The sequence below is a fragment of the Chryseobacterium sp. P1-3 genome, assembly GCF_000738495.1.
GTDB classification, from domain to species: domain Bacteria; phylum Bacteroidota; class Bacteroidia; order Flavobacteriales; family Weeksellaceae; genus Chryseobacterium; species Chryseobacterium gallinarum.
On sequence record NZ_JPEQ01000001.1, the window covers coordinates 91339 to 111189 of the forward strand.

Below are 19851 nucleotides of genomic sequence, written 5' to 3' on the forward strand. Positions count from 1 at the left end.
TAGTCAGATTTTTAGAGTTACCATTCTTTGGATGAAATAGAGTAGGTTCTTCTTCTTTTGTGGTTGACGGGATTATAATCCTGCCATAGTAATTGGATGCTCTTATTTTCTTCTAATTCAGGATTGGTTTCCAGGAATTTTACTCCTTTTTTCTTAAAAACATCAAAAATTTCTTTGAAAATAATGGAAGTTACTCCCCGTCTCTGGTAATCAGGATGTATTCCTATCAAATAAAAATTAGCCCTGTCATTTTTCCTTCCGGCTTTTAAAAAATGCCACCATCCGAAAGGGAGAAGTTTTCCTCCGGACTTTTGTAAAGCTCTGGAATAGGACGGCATCGTAATAGCGAACGAAATAAGGTTGTTGTGTTCATCAACGATGCAGACGATAAAATCTTTGTCAATCAGTTTGAAATACTTTTCTTTATACGTTTTACGCTGTTCATCGGAAATAGGAGTATAGGTGGAAAGATGCTTGTAGGTCTCATCCAAAAGATCAAACATGGCATCCACATATTGTAGAATTTCTTCTTTTGTTTTAAATCTTAAAACCTTCAGTTTATATTTTTCTAAAATTAACGCGTTGAATTTATGGATCTTATCAGGCAGTGAATCCGGAAATTTAATTTCAAATTCCACCCATTCTTTTTCTTTTGTCAGTCCAAGTTTTTCAAGATGTTTAGGATAATATTCATGGTTGTAAATCCCGATCATGGTAGCCAGCTGGTCGAAACCTTTGATGAGCATTCCCGCTTTATCCAGATTGGTGAAGCCCATAGGGCCTTCAATTTTATCAATGTTTTTCTCCCTGGCATAATCAACAGCTTTTTGCAGTAAGGCTTTGGAAACTTCTTCATCATCAATGAAATCAAGCCATCCAAAACGTACTTTTTTAATGCCTAATTCCTTCTCTTCTTTATGGTTAATAAGAACAGCAATTCTTCCTACAATCCTGTCATTTTTATAGGCCAGATATTGCCTGGCTTCAGAATATTGAAGGGCAGGATTCTCATTCACATTCCAGATGTTGATTTCGTCATTGATAAAGGAAGGTACATAATAGGGATTATCTTTGTACATATCCATTGGAAACCTTACGAATTGCTTGAGTTGACTGGCTGTTTTTACTTCAGTAATTGAAATCTGAGACATGATTTAAGGGGGTAAATTTAAGGACAAATATAAATAATAAAATCTTATACTTTGGCACAGTTTTTATATCATTATGGATAAAAATTAAACACAAAATCTATATAAAATGACGGTCTATTATATCATTATTGGGGTTTCAATGTTGGTGAGCTGGTGGGTTTCATCGAGATTGAAATCTAAATTTGAATATTATTCCAATGTACATCTCCGAAACGGCCTTTCGGGAAAAGAAGTAGCGGAAAAAATGTTGAGAGATAACGGGATCAATGATGTTCAGGTAATATCAGTTCCGGGGCAGTTGACGGACCACTATAATCCGGCAGATAAAACAGTAAACCTTTCAGAAGGTGTCTACATGCAGAGAAATGCAGCGGCAGCGGCAGTAGCAGCCCATGAATGTGGCCATGCTGTGCAGCATGCAGTAGGGTATTCGATGCTCAATTTACGTTCAAAACTGGTTCCTATCGTTAATATAAGTTCTAATCTGATGCAGTTTGTCCTTATAGCTGGTATTGCGATAATGGCAGCATCAAGAAGTATTGAAAATCCTAATGGAAATACAACGGTACTGGCGATAGGGGTAGCAATGTTTGCCGTGACAACGCTTTTCGCTTTTGTAACGCTTCCGGTGGAATATGATGCGAGCAACAGGGCGATGAAATGGCTTAAGGATACCGGAACTGTAACTCAGGAGGAATTTGTAGGCGTGCAGGATAGTTTAAAATGGGCAGCACGAACTTATGTGGTAGCTGCTTTAGGATCTTTGGCTCAGCTTCTTTACTGGGGATCTTTACTTCTCGGTGGAAGAAGGGATTAATCTTTAAATTCAAATGAAACATATTGCATCTCGGATAGCTTTTCCGAGATGTTTTCTTTTTGTGCCAGTTTTAATGAAGCGGTAAGGATACAGTTTTCATTCGCATCAAAATTCAGAACCCTGGCATCAAATTTTGAAAGTAGGGTAAATATGATATTCTGCTGATTAAAATTGAATTGTATTTCAATTTCAGTTTCCAGTTCTTTAACAATGATATTGGCTTCTTCCAGGGTGATTTTTGCAGATTCCTTATACGCTTTTACCAAACCGGACACCCCCAGTTTGGTGCCACCGTAATAACGTACTGAAATGACAAGAACATTTGTGATCTCGTTAGCCAGTAATTGGTTGTAGATGGGTAAACCTGCACTGCCAGAAGGTTCTCCGTCGTCATTGGCTCTGTAATTTTCTCCCTGTAAACCTATTCTGAAAGCATAGCAATGGTGGGTAGCTTTAGGATGCTCTTCCCTTACCTTATCCAAAGCATGTTTCAGTTCTTTTTCATTATTTACGGGAAAGGCAAATCCGATAAACTTGCTTCCTTTTTCTTTTAAGAGTGTATTTTCTATGGGTTTTTCTATGGTTTTGAATTCAAACGTCATCTGGAGTCCGGCTTTGTATCTGCAAAAATATTAAATGCTTTATTAAAAAGAAATAAACCGCCAAAAATTTGACGGCTTATATAGTTCTATGATTTAAAATCACTTGTTTCCTTCACAAAAATCTAATGGAAGACGGCACCTGTAGCTGGTAGGTCCGCAAAAATCAGTTGGGCAAAAATCCATACATATTGTGGGTTCTCCGTTAGGTAAGGTGCATGCCACAAATCCTCCTCCTTTAATGTTTTTTAGTCCATCTCTGGATACCTTTTTTAAGTTTCTCATGATTATATTTTTTTTGGTTGGTCTAATATATGAAAAATTTATTTAATTCAAAATCAGTAATTTATCATTTTGAAGTATAAAAGGAAACAGAATTGTCTCTGTAGTTTTCTATTTTATTGGCCGTGTGATTAAACTGAGGAGCTTTGGTTCCGTTTTTCAGCCTCAGGTTTTCATTTTTAATGACTATAGCTTCATCCCATAGACCCGCATCAATAAATTGTTGCAGAGTGAAACGCCCGCCTTCGATGATGACAGACTGTATCTGCTCTTTGTACAGGGCATTCATCAAATCAGGCAGAAAATTTTCTTTTCTGATTTTTATGAACCGGATGTTGTCTTTACTTTCTTCTTTTGTAGAATTTAAAACCAGTGTTTTCGCTTCCTTATTGTAAATATTGAAATTTTCGGGAACTTTTAAATCAAAGTCGATCAAAATCCTGACTGGGTTTTCTCCTTCCACATTTCGAACGGTTAAGCTGGGATTATCATTTAATGCAGTCTGTGTTCCTACTAAAATAGCATGTTCATCTGCTCTTAATTGATGAACCCATTGATTGACCAATGTATTTGAAATGGAAGTGGGCTTAAAATCTTTATCCAGATAGCCATCGCCGGATTCTGCCCATTTTAAAATAATATAAGGTCTTTTCTGCTCATGATAAGTGAAAAACCTTTTATTCAGTTCAATGCATTCTTGTTCAAGAATTCCTGAAATAACTTCAATACCGGCATCCTGAATAATTTTTTTGCCTTTTCCGTTTACTTTATCATGAGAATCCATTGCACCTATAACCACCTTTTTGAAGCCCAGTTCTTTAATTTTTAATGCACAAGGCGGAGTTTTGCCATAATGTGCACAAGGTTCCAGTGAAACGTAAATAGTTGATTCTGGGATAAGATCTTTATTTTCAACGGAATTAATGGCATTGATTTCGGCGTGATTTTCTCCGGCTTTGTGATGATAACCTTCTCCAATGATTTTTCCGTTGTGAACAATCACGCTTCCTACCAGCGGGTTGGGATAAGTCCTGCCTAAAGCTTTCCGGGCGAGCCCGATACATCTTTTGATATATAATTCGTCGTTATTCATATCTGTAAAAAGAAAAAGCGAAGACAAATTGCTTTGCTCCGCCTTTATTTATTTTTTTGAGATTTATTCTCCGGCAATAATATTGTGGAGATTCTGCTTTAATGTTTCCAAATGGGCTTTCTTTTCGTCAATCGTATTATAGGTATCTTTCAACAGAGGATTTTCTCTTGAAGATTTGTTGAAGAACGAAAGGTTGTTTTCCAATTTCACAATTTCGGCTTCAAGATCAGCAATCTGGTTTTTGATTTTCCTTGCTTTATCGGTAAGCTGGTTTTCAGATAAGCCTTCTTCTTTTAATTCAAGTTCATTGATCTTATTGATTTTCAGCTTTTCTCTTAGTGTCTTATTGAACTCGGAATTGATTGAGATTTTATCTCTTGGAACTTTACCGATATTATTCCATGCCGTTTTGATGGCTTCAATTTTCTCAATACTTCCTTCTTCGTTGGAAACTTCTTTAAGTTCATCAAGAAGAGCTTTCTTATTTTTATAGTTTTCCTTCCAGTTGTCGGTGGAGGTATTGCTTTTTTCCCTGTAATTGTTGAAAAAGGCATTGCATGCATCACGGAACTCATCCCAGATTTTATTAGTCATGCTCTTAGGAACATGTCCTATTTTTTTCCAGTCTTCCTGAAGCTTTTTGAATAACGGAACAGCAATGTCCCATTCTTCATTGTTCATGTTGTCTTTTGCTGTCTGAATGAGCTTTAATTTCTCTTCCAGATTGGTCTGCTGAGAGCCTTTTAATGATTTATAATAATTGTTTTTTATTGTATTAAAGCCTCTGAGCGTTGTTTTGAACTCATTCCAGTTTTGATTGGACAGTTTTCTGGGAACGCTTCCTGTTTTTAAGAACTCGGAACGTAGATCCTCAACTCTTCTGATGGCATTTTGCCAATAACTATGATTGGGTGTTTCTGAAGGTTCGGAAAGCTTTTTGATCTCAGCAATGATCTGATTTTTCTTCTCCAGGTTTACTGTTTGTTCCTGCTCAATGGCAGCAGAAAGCTCAGATTTTCTCTCGTGGATTTTATTGGAAATTTCTTTGAACTCTTCCCATGTTTTTTCACGGAATTCTTCAGCAACGGGTTCCGCTTCTTCTTTCCATAGTTTATGAAGATACTGAAGCTCGTTGAGTGCTTTTTGAATCACCGGTTCGTTTTCCAGTTCCCTAGCACGGGCAATAATGTGCTGCCTTTTCTCCAGGTTGTGGCTGTATTCCTGCTCCAGGAATTCTTTATTCAGATCCAGCATTTGGTAAAACTGATTCAAATGATGGAAGTAATTATTGTTGAGAATTTTGAATTCAGATTTTGCAACCTGTCCGGCTTTGGACCATTCTTCCTTGATCTCGCGGATAGATTTGAAAAGGTTAACACCCGGTTCAGAGCTGGTATATAGATTTTTAAGTCTTTCGATAATATTTTGACGGTGCTCAAGGTTTTTTTTTCTGTTCTTCTTCCTGTCCTTTCTGGAAATTGTCATGTTTTTCCCTGAAAATATTAATCAAAGCAGAAAGTTTGGCCTGGGAAGGATGTTCATAGCTGAAATTTTCAGGAGCGTTTCCGGCTTCTACGTATTCATGCTTTTTATCTTCCACTTCATCATGGATGTAATGACTTGCTTTCTCCTTCAGCTGGTTGAATCTTTTAAAATTCTCACCGGCATTGGGAGTGTTAATGATTTTTTCCATTTCTTTTAAAGCATCTGCTAAAGAAATTTCTACATCATCATGCTCTTCATGTTCTGTATCATCTTCATGCTGATTGACATCAGGAGATGATGTGTTTTCTGATGTTTCTTGAGATACTTCGTTAGGATTCTTTTCTTCGTTTTCAGAAAGATTGTTTTCTGTAATCATAGCAAATCTTTTATGTGATGTGGCGTTAATATCCTCCAAATATAGCTGTAAAGCCAATTAAAGTACTAATTTATGTTATTTTTTTTGAAAATTCCAAATTTCCCATGCTTTTTCTGCTTGCTGCTCAAGCATGTAGTAGCCGTTTACTGTTTTGGCTCCTTTTTCTGAAGCATTGATGATAAATTGTGTATAATTGGGGTTATATATCAAATCAATGACCAGATGCTCAGAGGAAAGTCCGTCAAAAGGAAAATTCAGGCAATCTTCGACATTAGGGAAGGTGCCTACCGGGGTGCACTGTATAATAATTTTGTATTGCTGAACCGTTTTCTTATCCAGGGTTTCAAAATTAATTTCCGTATTCCTGGAAATGGTTTTTGAAGGAATGTTATGTTTATCCAAAACATATTTTACGGCTTTTGCAGCTCCGCCATTTCCTAAAATCAGGGCTTTGTCCTGGGAAGGTTTTTTGTGAAGAAGCAATGTTTTTTCAAAACCGAAGGCATCCGTATTGTATCCTGTTTTCTTTCCGTCACGAATCAGCACACAATTGACAGCGCCTATTTTTTCAGCCTCATCACTAAGTTCATCAAGGTACTCTATAATTTTTTCTTTATAAGGAATCGTAACATTGAATCCTAACAGTTCAGGGGATGAAAAAAGATTCTCCACTTCATTGATGTCGTTTAAATCAAAAATATCGTAAGAAAAGCCTTTTAACATAAGTTTCTGGAACTTATTTTCGAAAAATTTTTTAGAAAAAGAATAGGAGATATTTCTTCCTATCAACCCTAATTTTTTATTGGAATCCATGTGATCAAAAATAAAAAAAAGACCGGAAAAATCCGGCCTTTCATTTAAAATATTTTTTAACAATTATTCTACAATAAATTTTGTAGATCCATTCTCTGTTTTTAGAAGATAAGTTCCTTTCGCCAACCCTTTAAGATTAATTTTGTTTGAATTTTTGAAAGGATTGGCAAGGGTCTCCATTAATCTTCCTGAAAGGTCATATATTTCAGCTTTTGAAATTTTAGTAAGATTTTCGCCTTTTATAAATAATTCATTGTTTTTTACCGGGTTCGGATAGATAGTAAGTACTGATTGTTCTTTTTTTAATGTCGGATGTTGCTAAAGAAGAACTGAAACACGTCCAGCTTAAATCATCCATAGTCGGTCTGTTGGAACTTGGATTTACAATTTTAATAACTACATTTCCACTGATATTCACATTGATGGTGGTAGTGGTTTCCGTTTCGGAATAAGGGATGGTTCCTACTATATTTCCGTTCACCAAAACATTCAGATTTCCATTGGATCCTGAAAACCTTCGTTGAGTGGTTAGTGTTAAAGTCTGAATTCCACCTGAAATGACAGAGCTGGTAAGTTCTCCGTTTCTGATGGTGATAGCCCTTGAGTTATTAATTTTCTCGTCTATTTTGGTATTGGTGGAAATCCAATCAATATTGTTGTTGGTCCATGTTCTTGTAGCATAGCTGTTATCAGTGCCTGTAATGTTGTTGAAATCTTCTGTTCCACAGTTTCCGGCAGGTCCGTCAAGAGTAGTTCCTGTAGCGATATTACTTTGCGGAGAAGCGTTCCCGGATGCGTCTCTGGCAATTACATAAAATGAATATGAAGTAAGAGGGGAAAGTCCTGTAACTGAAGTAGATGTTGTTGCTCCTGATACCGTAGATTTCAGAACACCATTGGCATATACCTGATAAGAGGTGACGCCAACATTATCTGTAGCAGCAGTCCAGCTTACCGTCATAGAATTTGATGCAGGGTTGCTTGCTGTAACGTTGGTGGGAGCAGTAGGTGGTGTAGTGTCAACTGGCAGATTGGACCATATTAAATTCGCATAAGAGGCATCATCAATGAAAGGGTTTCTGTTTCCCTGATAGATATAAGATGCATCATTTCTTGCGATTTCTGCAGGTGATACAGGGTCCATTGCGTTCCACTCCAACAGCTGATTTAATTCCCATATCTGTAATCCAGGAAAGGCAGATCCACCCAACATATTTCCGGTAGAGAATGTAGGAAGCTCTGCTTCATATCTGGTAACAAAATAAAAGATCATCCTTGCCACGTCCCCTTTAAACTCATCAATCGGTTCAAATACAATTCCGGAATATCCCGGAGATGCAGAGTTTCCTAGTTTGGATTGATTCTGGGAGGTAAAGCTAGCCGTTGCTACTTTTCCAAAAGGATAATTGGATCTCATTCCGTTTACCTTTCCGTCTGTGGCGCGGATAAAGTGAACATCGGCCACCATCGGACTTGCCTCATTGAAAAGGCTCTGTGGTACAATATGCTCTCTGTTGTAACAGTCACCTTCCGAACTATAAGTCCCGCACTGACTGGTTCCTAAGTTAAATGAATAAGGATCCGGACCTGCCGGGTTTTCGGAATAAATATCCAGGATTTTACCATCATTGTCATAAAAGAAATCACGGTCTGTGGTAGCATAGGCTGTCCATAGACCATTGTAGCCTTTATCCTGATGGCCTTGCTGGATAATGTTTTTCAGGGCAGTTTTCAGGGCAGGGCCTGTTAAGCCGTTTGCTGCGGAATAATAGCCTGCAGGTACCTGTGCCCATGCACAAAAGCAAGTGAAAATTAATAAAAAAGGAAGTAGTTTTTGTTTCATTTTTTTTAAATTGGGGGGGTAAATTTACAAAAAAACGAAAACGGAATGTATTAATTTTTAGTAATATAATCTTTGCTGATCTTTGAAAAGAACCATGATATGGTGATGCCAAACAAGGCTGCGGTAAAAGCCACGATAAGGTAATTTTTTCCTACGATTTTTACAGGAAACGGCAGGATTTCATTGGCCCTGAAAAATTCCGTATACAATTGGAAATAGCAAAGTGCAGTTCCCAGAATCAAGCCGGTAATTACTCCTGAGATTACAATAAGGATTCCGGTATAAAAATAAGTCATCCTTAAATGGCTTAAAGGAAATCCAAATGAAATAAGGGATTTAGCCTGTTCTTTTTTGTCGAGCTGAAGAATGATGATAGCTCCAGCGAGGTTAAATGTTGTAATAAAGATGACAAGTGCAAAAATCAGGTAAATAAACAGCTTCTCGGTATTGATCATTTTCCAGAATGCTGCATTTTCCTCTTCTTTTGTCTTGATTTGTATATTTTTCCCAAGGGTAGTAAGAAGGCTTTGTTTTACGGCATCAGCGTTATCGGGATTTTTTAATTTAATAACAATCTGATACGCGGATTTCTTAGGGAGGTTAAGCACTTCTTCAGTAAGCTCAATAGGGGAGATAATATAATTGTCCAGCTGATCTTTTCCTGGGAAAACTCCGGTCACAAGGATGTCTCTTTTATTGAAGATATCTTCCTCCTTGCTGATGATACCTGTACCTGGTTTCGGCATGAAAACAGTGGCATAATGGCTGGAAGAATCTACAGGGATTGATAACCTGTTGTCCAGGCTATTTTCCATGATTACTTCATTGGAATACCTGAAGCTAGGATAAGTTCCGTAAATAACATCTTTGTTGATAGGATTAACCTGAATATAGGCAGAATCTACTCCTCTTAAGTAGGCAATATCGCCTTTCCCGTTGAAGTTGATATATACTTTTTCTTCAATAACACGGGAGAAGCTGCTGATTTCTTTATTGTTTTTTAATGCAGCATTGACTTTATCCAGGTTTTTAATGGTTTTTCCTGAAGCACTTTTAATAGTCAGATCTGCGTGTAGGTTAGAAATAAGATCTTTATTCAGGTCTTCCAACCCTGAAAAAACGGAGATAATAACGAACATTGCAGCTACAGCTACCGTCATAGCCCCCACGGCCAGCCACGTGATAAACGTAACGGCGGTGCTGCCTTTTTTAGCCAAAAGGTATCTGGATGCTATATAAAATGCAATATTCTTCAAGATCTTATAAAACAGGATTGTCGCCTTCGCCTCTTAATTCTCTCTCCAGTCTTTCAACATCATCAAGAGCTGTATCCAGGTAAAAGTTAAGCTGTGGTATGATACGTACCTGTTTTGCCATTTTCTGGCCAATGAAATTTCTGTATTGAGGTTTGTTCTCTTCAATTTCCTTCATTACAGCGGTACGAAACTCCTGAGGGAAAATGCTTAAATAAATTTTAGCAATACCCAGATCTGCCGTTACCTTTACATCTGAAACGGATACCAATATACTTTGTTTGCTTTCAGCAGCCTGTTTGCGGAAAAGTTCTGCGAAATCTTCCTGAATGATCTGTGCTACTTTTCTTTGTCTGTTACTTTCCATAATTTATGCAAATTTACTACTTTTGTTTGAATTGATACTTTGAAATTCTGCTACAGTATCAAATTTACGATTAATTATAGGTATTTGTATTTATGAAATTAGAACATATTGGTATTGCGGTAAAATCTTTAGGAGTCTCTGATGAGTTGTTTGCTAAATTATTAGGAAAAGACTCTTACAAAAAAGAAACGGTGGAAAGGGAAGGTGTGGTAACCTCTTTTTATGAAACAGGGGAGAGTAAAATAGAATTATTGGAAGCCAGTAATCCTGAAAGTCCTATCTCAAAATTTATAGAAAAAAAGGGCGAAGGCATCCATCATCTGGCATTTGGTGTAGAGAATATCCTCGAAGAAGTAAAAAGATTAAAAAAAGAAGGTTTTCAATTTATCTCCGAAGAACCGAAAGAAGGTGCTGATAACAAATTAGTTGTATTCCTTCACCCTAAATCCACCAATGGAGTACTGGTAGAACTTTGCCAAGAAAAGCCATAAAAAATTTTGTGGTGAAAGAAATTTTACTATTTTTGCAAACACAAAATTTAACCAAGTTTTGAGGTCCTATAGCTCAGTTGGTTAGAGCACCTGACTCATAATCAGGTGGTCCCTGGTTCGAGCCCAGGTGGGACCACATTATAAATCAAGCTTTTACGGTATTTCGTAAAAGCTTTTTTATTTTATTGACGAACATTTGACGAACAACTATTCTTTATTATATCTTATGTTTTCATATTTTATTCGTATTTTTATAACTTAATAAAAACATAAATTATGGAATCACTTGCTTATATAATCGTTTGGATTTGGGCTATTTCTACAATCGGCATTTCAATCTACAATCTAGGAAGGACTTATTTTGCGCTTACACCTGTTATGATTCATTATACTTTTAGTGAACAATTTGAATGGTATGAGGGATTAAATCGAAATAAGGCGATTATTATCGTTTTTTTATTCGTCATTGTCATTATTTATTGCTTTGACCTATGGTGTATCAATAATCAAACATAATGATTGGTTTAATATTCTTGTTAATTTGTTTTTGAATATCATCATACAGATTGGGTTACTCGTTATTATTGAGAATAAGATGCCCTACAATATTATTCAAACCTTCAAAAATTTTCTTAATAAAGGATTTAATTATTATCCATTGTCAAGGATTCAGGAAAAGAAGTCTAATATTATTGATAAAACTTTTGAAATACTTGATATAATTAGCAGAACGACAATTTCCTCTGAAAAAAAGATTGAAAGTATATTGGAACAATGTTCAGTAATTGAAATTCCTTTTGTTCCTAAAGTTGAATCTACAATAGATGCTCAAGATATTATTAAAAAATACAAAATAGACCCCAAATCCCTTAAAGATGTAGAATTGCTTAAGAAAGGTAAAGAACCCAAATGTCCTATAGTTTTTACTCAACTTCACTCTGGGAAAATAAATAAGAAAATCATTTTCACTTTCTTTCGTGATAATTTTGAAATAATTGATAATGAAACAAAAGATTGGAAGTCCGGTCAGAATAAAATTTTAGAATTTATAAATAAACACAGTACTTTTGAGACCAAGGAGAAAGATTATTTGGAACTCAATGAAGAGAATTTTATACTAACAGCTGATATTTTGTCACGATATAAGGATACTGTTTAACTATTTTGTCTTGTAATAGACAATTGTTTTATGTTAATTAATAAATAAATCATTGCAATTTTTATTGCAATGATTTTTGCATTTATAAAGTAAACTAATACCAAAAATTCGTTCAATGCCTAGTTTGCTTTATTTAAGTTTATTTTACAAAATTGTACTGAGCTATTAATTGTTGTAAGCATCTACTTTTATCAAAAAGTTTATATGGAACCAACAGAAAAAACAACAGCATTAGAGAAACAGATAATAGCTCTAATAAAAACACAAACAGAATTTACCTCAAAAGCATTGCTAATTCTTTCATTAGGTGTTAAAAATATCTACTCCAAAGAAGAAGCTGCACTGTTTTTAAACCTAGACCCTGATTATCTATATCAGCTTAAACATCATAATAAAATAAAAGCGTATAAGAAGAAGGGGCAAAAGAAAATCTACTTTAAAAAAGAAGATTTGGAAAATTATGTCTTATCAGATTCTTCTGACGAAGAAACAGAATACGATGATTTTGAAGAGGATATCATAAAAAAATGGAAAAAATAATATTGTTTATTATCCAATTCAAAATTCTGTAAAATGAGTGAAAAAATCCCATACCTACGAGTAGGTACGACCTATTACAAGACCATAGAAAAGCCTTTGATTTCTGGGGACAAGATTTCAATCCTTGTTCGCTGGAATCGTGAAACAATTATCAGCGACCACGGTAAAATCTACGTTTCAAAAATCCCTAAATATGATGGCTTTTGCTGTATTCCCTCACATTTGCAATATCAGCAGATTATTGAAGGATTCTACAATATGTATAATGAAATTCCTTTTCAGCCGATTAAAGAAAATATAAGTCCTGAAGCTCTGAAAGAAAAGATTCCATTTTCCCTGAACTTTATGGAACATATATTCGGTGGGCAGATAGAATTGGGACTGGATTACCTGAAAACATTGTTTATCTATCCTACGCAAATACTTCCGATTCTGTGTCTTGTTTCCGAAGAACGTTTAACAGGAAAGTCCACGTTCATCAAATGGCTGAAAGCAATTTTCGGACTGAATATGACCTATATCAAAGGAGATTCCTTCAGTAGTCAGTTCAATTCGGACTGGACTTCGATGCTTATTGTCGCCATTGATGAAGTATTCTTTGATAAAAAAGAAATCACAGAACGCTTGAAATACCTTTCTACAACTAATAAGGATAAAATGGAAGCCAAGGGAAAAGACCGTGAAGAAGTCGATTTCTTTGCTAAATTTATTTTATGTTCCAACAACGAAGACAATTTTATTCAAATCGATGAAAACGAAATCAGATTTTGGATTCTCAAAGTAAAGCCCATTAAAACCGAGAACACGGATTTTTTGAATCATCTAATCGTTGAAATTCCCTACTTATTGAGGTTTTTAATAGAAAGACCTTTTCATTCCCATAAAAAGACAAGGATGTGGTTTTCTGCTTCCGAAATCAGAACCAAAGCATTGCAGAAATTGGTTTGGAAGAATAACAATCAACTGGAATCTAAAATGCTGGAACTTTTCTATGAGTTTTTCGAAAGCCGTGAAGAGTTGGAGATTCAAGTGGTTCCGCAGGATGTTCTCAATATGCTGAACAAAATGTTCAAACCCTATTTCTGGACACGTAACGACATTCGAAAACTACTCAAGGAAGTCTGGAACTTGGAACCCCAGACCAATGGATTAGCTTACATAAGATACGATATGGACTATGCCGGAATCTTCTATCAGAACAATTCCATTGGAAGGTATTACACGATTAAAAAAGATTTTATCCTTCAAAAATATGTTGATTTGTTGAATTGAGAGCTAATGAAAATAAAATCAATTAGTTATCATTCAACAAAGTATTCAACAAACTTTTAAGACCTGATTTCTGTTGAGCGTTTGTTGAGCAGATAAATTCAAGTTTGTTGAAACGTTGAGACTTTGTTGATGAAATAACCTTTTATAAATCAGTAATATACACTACTTCCTCAACAATTCAACAAAATATTTCAATTATTGAACCCCAATTATTTAAACCTATGAACTGTAGACAATTTAACAGCATATCGTTGGAAGAAGTCCTCCAAAATCTCGGACACCTTCCCACGAAACAAAATGAAAAAGAAGCCTGGTATCTCAATCCGTTTGCCAGCGAATCCCAGGCATCTTTCAAACTCGATAAGAGACAAAATGTATGGTATCTCCACTCCGAAGGAGTTGGTGGTAACAATACCTATTTTATCCAGAGATATCTGAATGCTTCTGTAAAAGAAGTTCTGGAATGGGCAGAAAAGCAGAACTTTTCTTCTTTTCATTCTCAAATCCAACTTCAAAGCCCAATCCACGAGAAAGCAAATTATCAAATCATCACAATCAAAGAACTGCAAAATAAAAATCTGAAAAGCTATTTGCGGGACAGGGGACTTTCTGAAATGGTCTTTCCATTGGTAAAGGAAGTGCATTTCAAATTGGGAGATAAAAATCTGTATGCTGTGGGTTTTGCAAATCTTTCAGGAGGTTGGGAATTGAGAAACCAATTTTACAAAGGTGCTATTTTGAAAAAGGATATTTCGATTATTAGTTGTGAACATCATAGCGATTCCCAAAATCAAAATGAAAACGGTAAAGATGGAAAAAACGTTGCCGTTTTCGAGGGCTTCATTGATGCATTATCTTTCGTTGAAATGCGTAAAAAATTCAATGGGGATTTGTTGGTGATGAATTCCATCGCCTTGCTTGGTAAAACCAAGGAACATTTAAAAAGCTATTCGGAAATCAATCTTTTTCTGGACAATGACAATGCCGGAATGAAATGCAGAAACGAGATTCTCCAATCATTCCCCAACGCCAAAGATTGCTCGGAAATCTATACAAATCATAAGGATTTGAACGAGCATTTGATTGACATTAAAAACGATTTGTCAAAATCCGGTAGTCTCATAGTGCAAAAAGTACCCAATGTTTACAAAAAGCGTGGACGCTAATTGTAAAATTGGGAATTTTTGGTTTTTTCCTATCGTCAAAAACGTTTTGGAAGAGCCTTTTAAAAATAAAGTGAAATTCAATAAAGAAATAAATAAACACAAATATGGAGAATGACTTTTTGAAAAGTTTTGTCCTGAAAATCTCCCGTGAGCAGGAACAAAAGAAGGTGGAGGAAAACAGGAAACAATACTTCCGTGAACTCGGAAGAAAAGGAGGTCTGAAAAAGAAAAGCGCAAGCCAGCTTTTACGAGTTGTCTCTGTGCGGTTTACCGAAAAGGAAATCGGGTTTCTGGAAAACGAAGCTCAAAAATACAGCTTGAAGATTTCGACCTACCTGCGAATGGTAGCGACAAAAGAAGAATTAAAAGTCAATGAATTTGAAACAGATAAAATCCTTTTAGAATATGGGAATCACTTTATCCGAATCAAAAACCTATTGCGAAATTCCGAATGGTCTGCTTTTGAAAATAAAAAAAAACATCCTGCTGGAAATCGAAACCGTTTTGGGACTGCTAAAACAATACCTCTATCAAAAAATACAGGAACGTGAAAATCTGCAAAACGGAGAATTATGAATAATTCGGCAACAACAAGACGGATATCCAAAATTGCTTTGGAATACAATGGAAACGACAAAGGAACTGCGAAGATGCTTGGGACAAACAATCTCCTAGGAAGCAGTCCTGAAGAACAATTCTTGGAAATGAAAGCTGTAGCGAAAAGAAATTCCAATGTCAGAAAATGGGCTTTGACTGGCTACATCTCACCGCCAAAAGAAACAGGTGATAAGCTTTCCGATGCGGAATTGGCAAAAATCACAATGTTGGCTTTGGCAAAGGTTGGAGTTTCGGAAAACAACCAATACCGTTTGGACGCGCACAATTCCACGAAACAGAAACATATTCATTTCGTGGTAAACAGGATTGATACTTTTGGAAAGTGTACCGTAAAATCCCACAACATCGGTGAGAATTTCGGCAAGGCTGTCCGAGAAATCTGCAAGGATTTGGGAATAAAGACCGATATCGAAACAGGCATTGAAAAAAGAAATGAGATGTATGAGAATCTTGTTTCCAGTATCGAAAATTCCAAGAATTTTGACGAGCTGGTTTCGGAAATGTCAAATCGGGGCTATCTGGTATCGTTATCGAGCAATATCAAAGTTGGGATTTCAGGAATGAGAATTACCCTTAAAACGGATATTAATAAAGAAACTTTACGGGAGTACAAGGCAGGATATAAGCTTTCAGAAATTACGAACAAGCTGAAAATATCAGAGATTAAGCAAATCTTTGAAGAGAAAACAAAAACGTTCGGAACAGCTGATAATCTCAAATGATTCTGGATTTTTTAAACAAAATAAAACTAATGAGGATTTAAGGAATAATGAAATTGAAATAGATAACAATAACAAATTTAAACGTTAAAAATATGGACAATACTGAACAAAACGGAGAAGAACTTTTGCAAAGGATAGTAGAATCCTGCAGAACAAATACTGAATCTAATATAAAGACCCAAGAGTCAATTGAGGATTTTACAGCCCTCTTGCTTGAATGTGAACATTCGTTGAGAAGTGGATTTGCTTTGAATGAGGAAATATTCGAAGGTCAAAAAAAAATATTAAAAGAAACCATAAGCCAGATTCCACAAAGGGTAACAGCAGAGTTATCAAGTAATAGTCTCAATGTTATCAATTCATTCAATCGCAAATCAAATTTTGTTTGGATAGTTTTTGGAGTGGTCTTATTGTCTTTTTTGACGATTGTTATTGGTGGCAATCTTGCACTTAAATGGTATGCGGAGAGTATTCGTTCCAAAAGAGAACTTAGGCAGGAAATTCTTTCCGAGTTTGAAAAAGACGGAAAACAGCTTTATCCGAAAAATGACATTCAACAATTGGAAAATAATACGAAACTCCTGCAAAAATGGATTGAGAAAAACCCGAAAGATGCAGAAAAATTCCTGAGATTCAAAGATGGTTACGAAGCTAGGTAAAGTTACTCTTTCTACCTGTTAACATTTGGTGATAAGGCAAAGCATATTAGTGAATGCTGAAGCTGAAAACCATACGAAAAATGAAATAAAGCATTAGTAATGGTTTTATACCTTCAAAAAGATAGACTTTTACCAATCGGATTTTATTGCTAAATTTGTGATATAACAAAAGAAAGTTTATAAGATAGAATATCAAGTTTAGGTACACATAAAATATTGCGTTAAGCAGTTCATTTTTCACCGTTCAAATACTGGAAATATTAAAACAAATGGAAAAAAGACTGTGAGATGCGCCCTACCGGGGCGTGTTTTGCGTCATTCCATTTGTAGGTTATTCCAGTGACCTGAACGGAGGGTGATGTCAATTCACGCTCTTTTTTTTATTCACTAACAATCAGACTATAAATAACTATTAAAGCAAGTAGAAATACCTATTTTATATTTCTGAAAAATTTAGTAAACTTAGACCAACAAAAAACAAATAACTAATGAAATGCAAAAGATTTACTTATCGTCTCTGCTTTTTTTACTTTTTATAATGTAGGGTTTTCACAGATTCCGAATCTTCCAACACCAGAAACAGTCAGTAATTCTCCAACGACATTATTTACGCCTCCTACAGTTGAATTACATAGTAATAGAAGTTCTATTATGCCTTCACTTCCGAAAAAATTTTGTCTCATCAAGTTCTTCCAACCAGGATTTGAAGAATAGAAAGATTATAGAGGAAGATTTTAGGCGTATTGCGAAAGAAGAATCCGACAGGAAGGCTGAGCAGATAGAACTTAACAGACAAGCTTATGAGACAAATGTACGTACTATGTCTTATAGATTACCTTCGTTGTCAAACAAAACAGGAGCAAAGGCTTATTATTCTGCTTTCGAAAGTCTCTCAAACCTTAATCCCCAAGATTATTCACTGGCGGATGCTATCTTTTTTGTAGAAAATGCCTTTTATGATAACGACAAAAATTTTCAAAACACATATCAGAATTATATTCAAAAAGCCGTTAAAATTATCCGTTCTGAGTTTTCGAAAAACAAAATTTCCGACGACGATAACACGTCGAAGAATCTAACCCTATTCCAATACTTCGCAGGAGATACCAAGCAGGGTGGCAAAATAGTTCATAAAGCTGTCAAATATGATTTTGATGATTATTGGGGAGCAAAAGATTATTCCAAAATGTTTGTGTCGAAGCTTATGCGAACCAATACGGGGCAATGCCACTCAATGCCGTTGCTGTATCTAATCCTAGCGGAACAAATCGGTGCGGAAGCGTCGCTGGTACTTTCTCCGAATCATTCCTATATCAGATTCGAAGACAACGATGGTGAAATGCTGAACGCAGAACTGACCAACGGAATGTTTACAGCAAATTCATTTGTTCTAAACAACGGGTATATTAAATCCGAAGCCCTGCAAAATAAAATGTATATGCAGAACTTGACAAAAAAGGAACTGCTTTCACAAACTTTTGTAGATTTGGCAAGCGGATACATTCATAAGTTCGGGTATGACGAATTTGTGGGAAAAGTTTTAAATAAAGCACAACAGCTGAATCCTAATAATATCAATGCGGTGCTTTGGGAATCAAATCTCAATCAGGAAAGGTTTGTAAAAGCTTGCAATAATTTAGGAATCAATCCGAACGATAAAGACGAATTGCAGAAGATTAAAAATTTTCCTGAATTGATTACGCAGCTAAGAAATATCAACGGGCAGTTTGATTTTATTGACCAATCGGGATTCACGCAGATGCCTGCGGAGCAGTATGAGAAATGGCTCGGCTCTCTGCAAAAAGCTGAAAATAAACAGAGAAGTGATGAGATTTTAGAACGAATACGAGCCATTGAAACGCAAAAAAGAAAAGAAGCACAACAGAGAGAATTACAGCAAAAGATAAAAAAAGTAATACCTAAAAAAGAGGCGCCAAAAGTTTACCGGATTCCATTATTAACTTAAAAACCAGTGATATGAAAAAACTTCTAATTTTAATTGTACTGATAACAACAGTATTTTCACAAGCGCAAGTCAAGAAAAAAACAATAAAGCCTAAAATTGAAAAGGAATGGGTAAATCCTGTTAAATTAACAAAGGAGGAACGGAACCGCCCTTATATGGATGATGTTCTGAAAACAAGAGATTCACTAACTCCAAAGGAAGCAGAACGAAGAAGAAAGAATATTGCAGCAGGTAATCCCTTTGCGAAATATGGTTATTATCCTAAAATAGCGACATTGAGCAGAGGAAAATATTTAGAGTTCCACGATAAGGATTCTATAGTTATTATCGGTTCTGTAAAATACAACACCAAACAACAAAAGGTTATCGAAGTTCTGGATATTGATTTATCTGACCCCGATGCACAGCCAATTGGAGACACACACGGGATGTGGATGAGCCCCGACCCTTTGAGTGAGGAGTTTCCGAGCTGGTCACCATACAATTTTGTGTTTTCCAATCCGTTAAAGTTCACAGACCCTACAGGTATGGCTCCTGAGCATATTGACCCAAGTGCAATATTTGAAAAAAATAAAGATGGTTCTTACAAAAATCCTAAATTAGTACAAGCGTGGAATCAATTTGCAACTTCTAAAGAAGGACAGAATTTCTTAAAAGATTATGCAAGTCCTGGACAAGTTGTAGCAGGGCATAAGTATTCTGATGTAGGTGGCAAATATGATAAAGCCGGCATCGATTTAAGTTTCGATAACGGTACGGCACTAAACAATCGTAATTCAGATAAAACAGTTACTCCAGCAGATGGTATTACAACTAAAAAAGAAGAAAATGGAAGAATGAATTTTCAGGTAAGTATTACGGATGGACCATTTACAGATAGAACATTAGAGACCGTAACACACGAATTAGGAATACACGTAAAATTAGGTGCCGCTGATTATTTTGACAATAAAAAAATTCGATTTTTCTACCGGCTATGAATCAATAGCAAAAGATGGATATACGCAATCATATCTGAATAAATACTATGGTCCAAATTCAGGAAGAAGTACAAATACGCCGGACCACTTAGTTAATGACAAAACAAATCAGGCATATAAACTGGGTTTGCCAATTATAAAATCGCTTTATCAAAAATATAATATCAATAGAACTGATGCACAAATTAAGAACCTTTAT

The 19851-nt window shown here is 35.7% G+C and carries 20 protein-coding genes, 1 tRNA gene and 1 pseudogene; 12 read left to right on the forward strand and 10 right to left on the reverse strand.

Translation table 11 applies throughout. The features are described from left to right. Positions 1–17: 17 nt before the first annotated feature. Positions 18–1151: a GNAT family N-acetyltransferase gene (locus tag HX13_RS00435; protein WP_050019506.1), complete on the reverse strand. Its 1134-nt coding sequence runs from the start codon at positions 1149–1151 to the stop codon at positions 18–20. Positions 1152–1257: 106 nt separating this feature from the next. Here HX13_RS00435 and HX13_RS00440 point away from each other — a divergent pair, with 106 nt between their 5' ends. Next, positions 1258–1968: a zinc metallopeptidase gene (locus HX13_RS00440; RefSeq protein ID WP_050019507.1), complete on the forward strand. Its 711-nt coding sequence runs from the start codon at positions 1258–1260 to the stop codon at positions 1966–1968. Here HX13_RS00440 and HX13_RS00445 read toward each other — a convergent pair. The 9 genes and pseudogenes from HX13_RS00445 to rbfA form a co-directional block, all read right to left on the reverse strand. Beyond that, a complete protein-coding gene (locus HX13_RS00445) occupies positions 1965–2570 on the reverse strand; it encodes an IMPACT family protein (protein ID WP_050019508.1) in 606 nt (201 codons plus the stop codon). The genes HX13_RS00440 and HX13_RS00445 overlap by 4 nt on opposite strands. Before the next feature lie 99 nt (positions 2571–2669). After that, positions 2670–2852 (reverse strand): bacteriocin-like protein, encoded by a 183-nt coding sequence (locus HX13_RS00450; protein ID WP_050019509.1) that lies wholly within the window; start codon positions 2850–2852, stop codon positions 2670–2672. 64 nt (positions 2853–2916) lie between these two features. Further along, positions 2917–3942, reverse strand: a complete 1026-nt coding sequence (ribD, locus tag HX13_RS00455) for a bifunctional diaminohydroxyphosphoribosylaminopyrimidine deaminase/5-amino-6-(5-phosphoribosylamino)uracil reductase RibD (RefSeq protein ID WP_050019510.1) — start codon at positions 3940–3942, stop codon at positions 2917–2919. A 63-nt stretch (positions 3943–4005) separates the two neighbouring features. Next, a pseudogene (locus HX13_RS00460) lies at positions 4006–5803 on the reverse strand (DUF349 domain-containing protein). A gap of 75 nt (positions 5804–5878) precedes the next feature. Beyond that, positions 5879–6616 carry a shikimate dehydrogenase family protein gene (locus tag HX13_RS00465; RefSeq protein ID WP_050019535.1) on the reverse strand — a complete coding sequence of 246 codons (738 nt, stop codon included), beginning with the start codon at positions 6614–6616 and terminating at the stop codon, positions 5879–5881. Between the two features lie 63 nt (positions 6617–6679). Next, complete coding sequence (locus HX13_RS23065; protein WP_316931200.1) at positions 6680–6895, reverse strand: T9SS type A sorting domain-containing protein; 216 nt, start codon at positions 6893–6895, stop codon at positions 6680–6682. Beyond that, positions 6867–8459: an endonuclease gene (locus HX13_RS00470; protein ID WP_238554925.1), complete on the reverse strand. Its 1593-nt coding sequence runs from the start codon at positions 8457–8459 to the stop codon at positions 6867–6869. The genes HX13_RS23065 and HX13_RS00470 overlap by 29 nt, the downstream gene beginning before the upstream one ends. A 50-nt stretch (positions 8460–8509) precedes the next feature. Further along, positions 8510–9715: an ABC transporter permease gene (locus HX13_RS00475; protein WP_050019511.1), complete on the reverse strand. Its 1206-nt coding sequence runs from the start codon at positions 9713–9715 to the stop codon at positions 8510–8512. Positions 9716–9719: 4 nt separating this feature from the next. Continuing rightward, a complete protein-coding gene (gene rbfA, locus HX13_RS00480) occupies positions 9720–10079 on the reverse strand; it encodes a 30S ribosome-binding factor RbfA (RefSeq protein ID WP_002983518.1) in 360 nt (119 codons plus the stop codon). 92 nt (positions 10080–10171) lie between these two features. On the opposite strand from rbfA, the gene mce reads away from it, so the two are divergent. The 11 genes from mce to HX13_RS00540 all read left to right on the forward strand — a co-directional run bounded on the left by mce (position 10172) and on the right by HX13_RS00540 (position 19652). Next, positions 10172–10570, forward strand: coding sequence for a methylmalonyl-CoA epimerase (gene mce / locus HX13_RS00485; RefSeq protein ID WP_050019512.1), 399 nt, complete (start codon positions 10172–10174; stop codon positions 10568–10570). A 62-nt stretch (positions 10571–10632) separates the two neighbouring features. Next, positions 10633–10706: transfer RNA gene (locus tag HX13_RS00490), tRNA-Ile, on the forward strand. Between the two features lie 459 nt (positions 10707–11165). Further along, a complete protein-coding gene (locus tag HX13_RS00500) occupies positions 11166–11729 on the forward strand; it encodes a hypothetical protein (RefSeq protein WP_128572120.1) in 564 nt (187 codons plus the stop codon). 204 nt (positions 11730–11933) lie between these two features. Beyond that, positions 11934–12269, forward strand: a complete 336-nt coding sequence (locus tag HX13_RS00505; RefSeq protein WP_050019515.1) for a helix-turn-helix domain-containing protein — start codon at positions 11934–11936, stop codon at positions 12267–12269. A 33-nt stretch (positions 12270–12302) separates the two neighbouring features. Continuing rightward, on the forward strand, positions 12303–13541 hold the full coding sequence (locus HX13_RS00510; RefSeq protein ID WP_050019516.1) for a primase-helicase family protein: 1239 nt from the start codon (positions 12303–12305) through the stop codon (positions 13539–13541). 221 nt (positions 13542–13762) lie between these two features. Beyond that, entirely contained in the window at positions 13763–14707 is a 945-nt protein-coding gene (locus HX13_RS00515) for a toprim domain-containing protein (protein WP_128572121.1), read from the forward strand. A 104-nt stretch (positions 14708–14811) separates the two neighbouring features. Further along, positions 14812–15258, forward strand: a complete 447-nt coding sequence (locus HX13_RS00520) for a plasmid mobilization protein (protein WP_238554926.1) — start codon at positions 14812–14814, stop codon at positions 15256–15258. Positions 15259–15279: 21 nt separating this feature from the next. After that, positions 15280–16047: a relaxase/mobilization nuclease domain-containing protein gene (locus tag HX13_RS00525; protein ID WP_050019518.1), complete on the forward strand. Its 768-nt coding sequence runs from the start codon at positions 15280–15282 to the stop codon at positions 16045–16047. 92 nt (positions 16048–16139) lie between these two features. Next, positions 16140–16706 carry a hypothetical protein gene (locus HX13_RS00530; protein WP_050019519.1) on the forward strand — a complete coding sequence of 189 codons (567 nt, stop codon included), beginning with the start codon at positions 16140–16142 and terminating at the stop codon, positions 16704–16706. A gap of 703 nt (positions 16707–17409) precedes the next feature. Continuing rightward, positions 17410–18672, forward strand: coding sequence for a hypothetical protein (locus HX13_RS00535; RefSeq protein WP_050019520.1), 1263 nt, complete (start codon positions 17410–17412; stop codon positions 18670–18672). 11 nt (positions 18673–18683) lie between these two features. Further along, positions 18684–19652: a hypothetical protein gene (locus HX13_RS00540; RefSeq protein ID WP_050019521.1), complete on the forward strand. Its 969-nt coding sequence runs from the start codon at positions 18684–18686 to the stop codon at positions 19650–19652. The last annotated feature ends 199 nt before the right edge of the window (positions 19653–19851 follow it).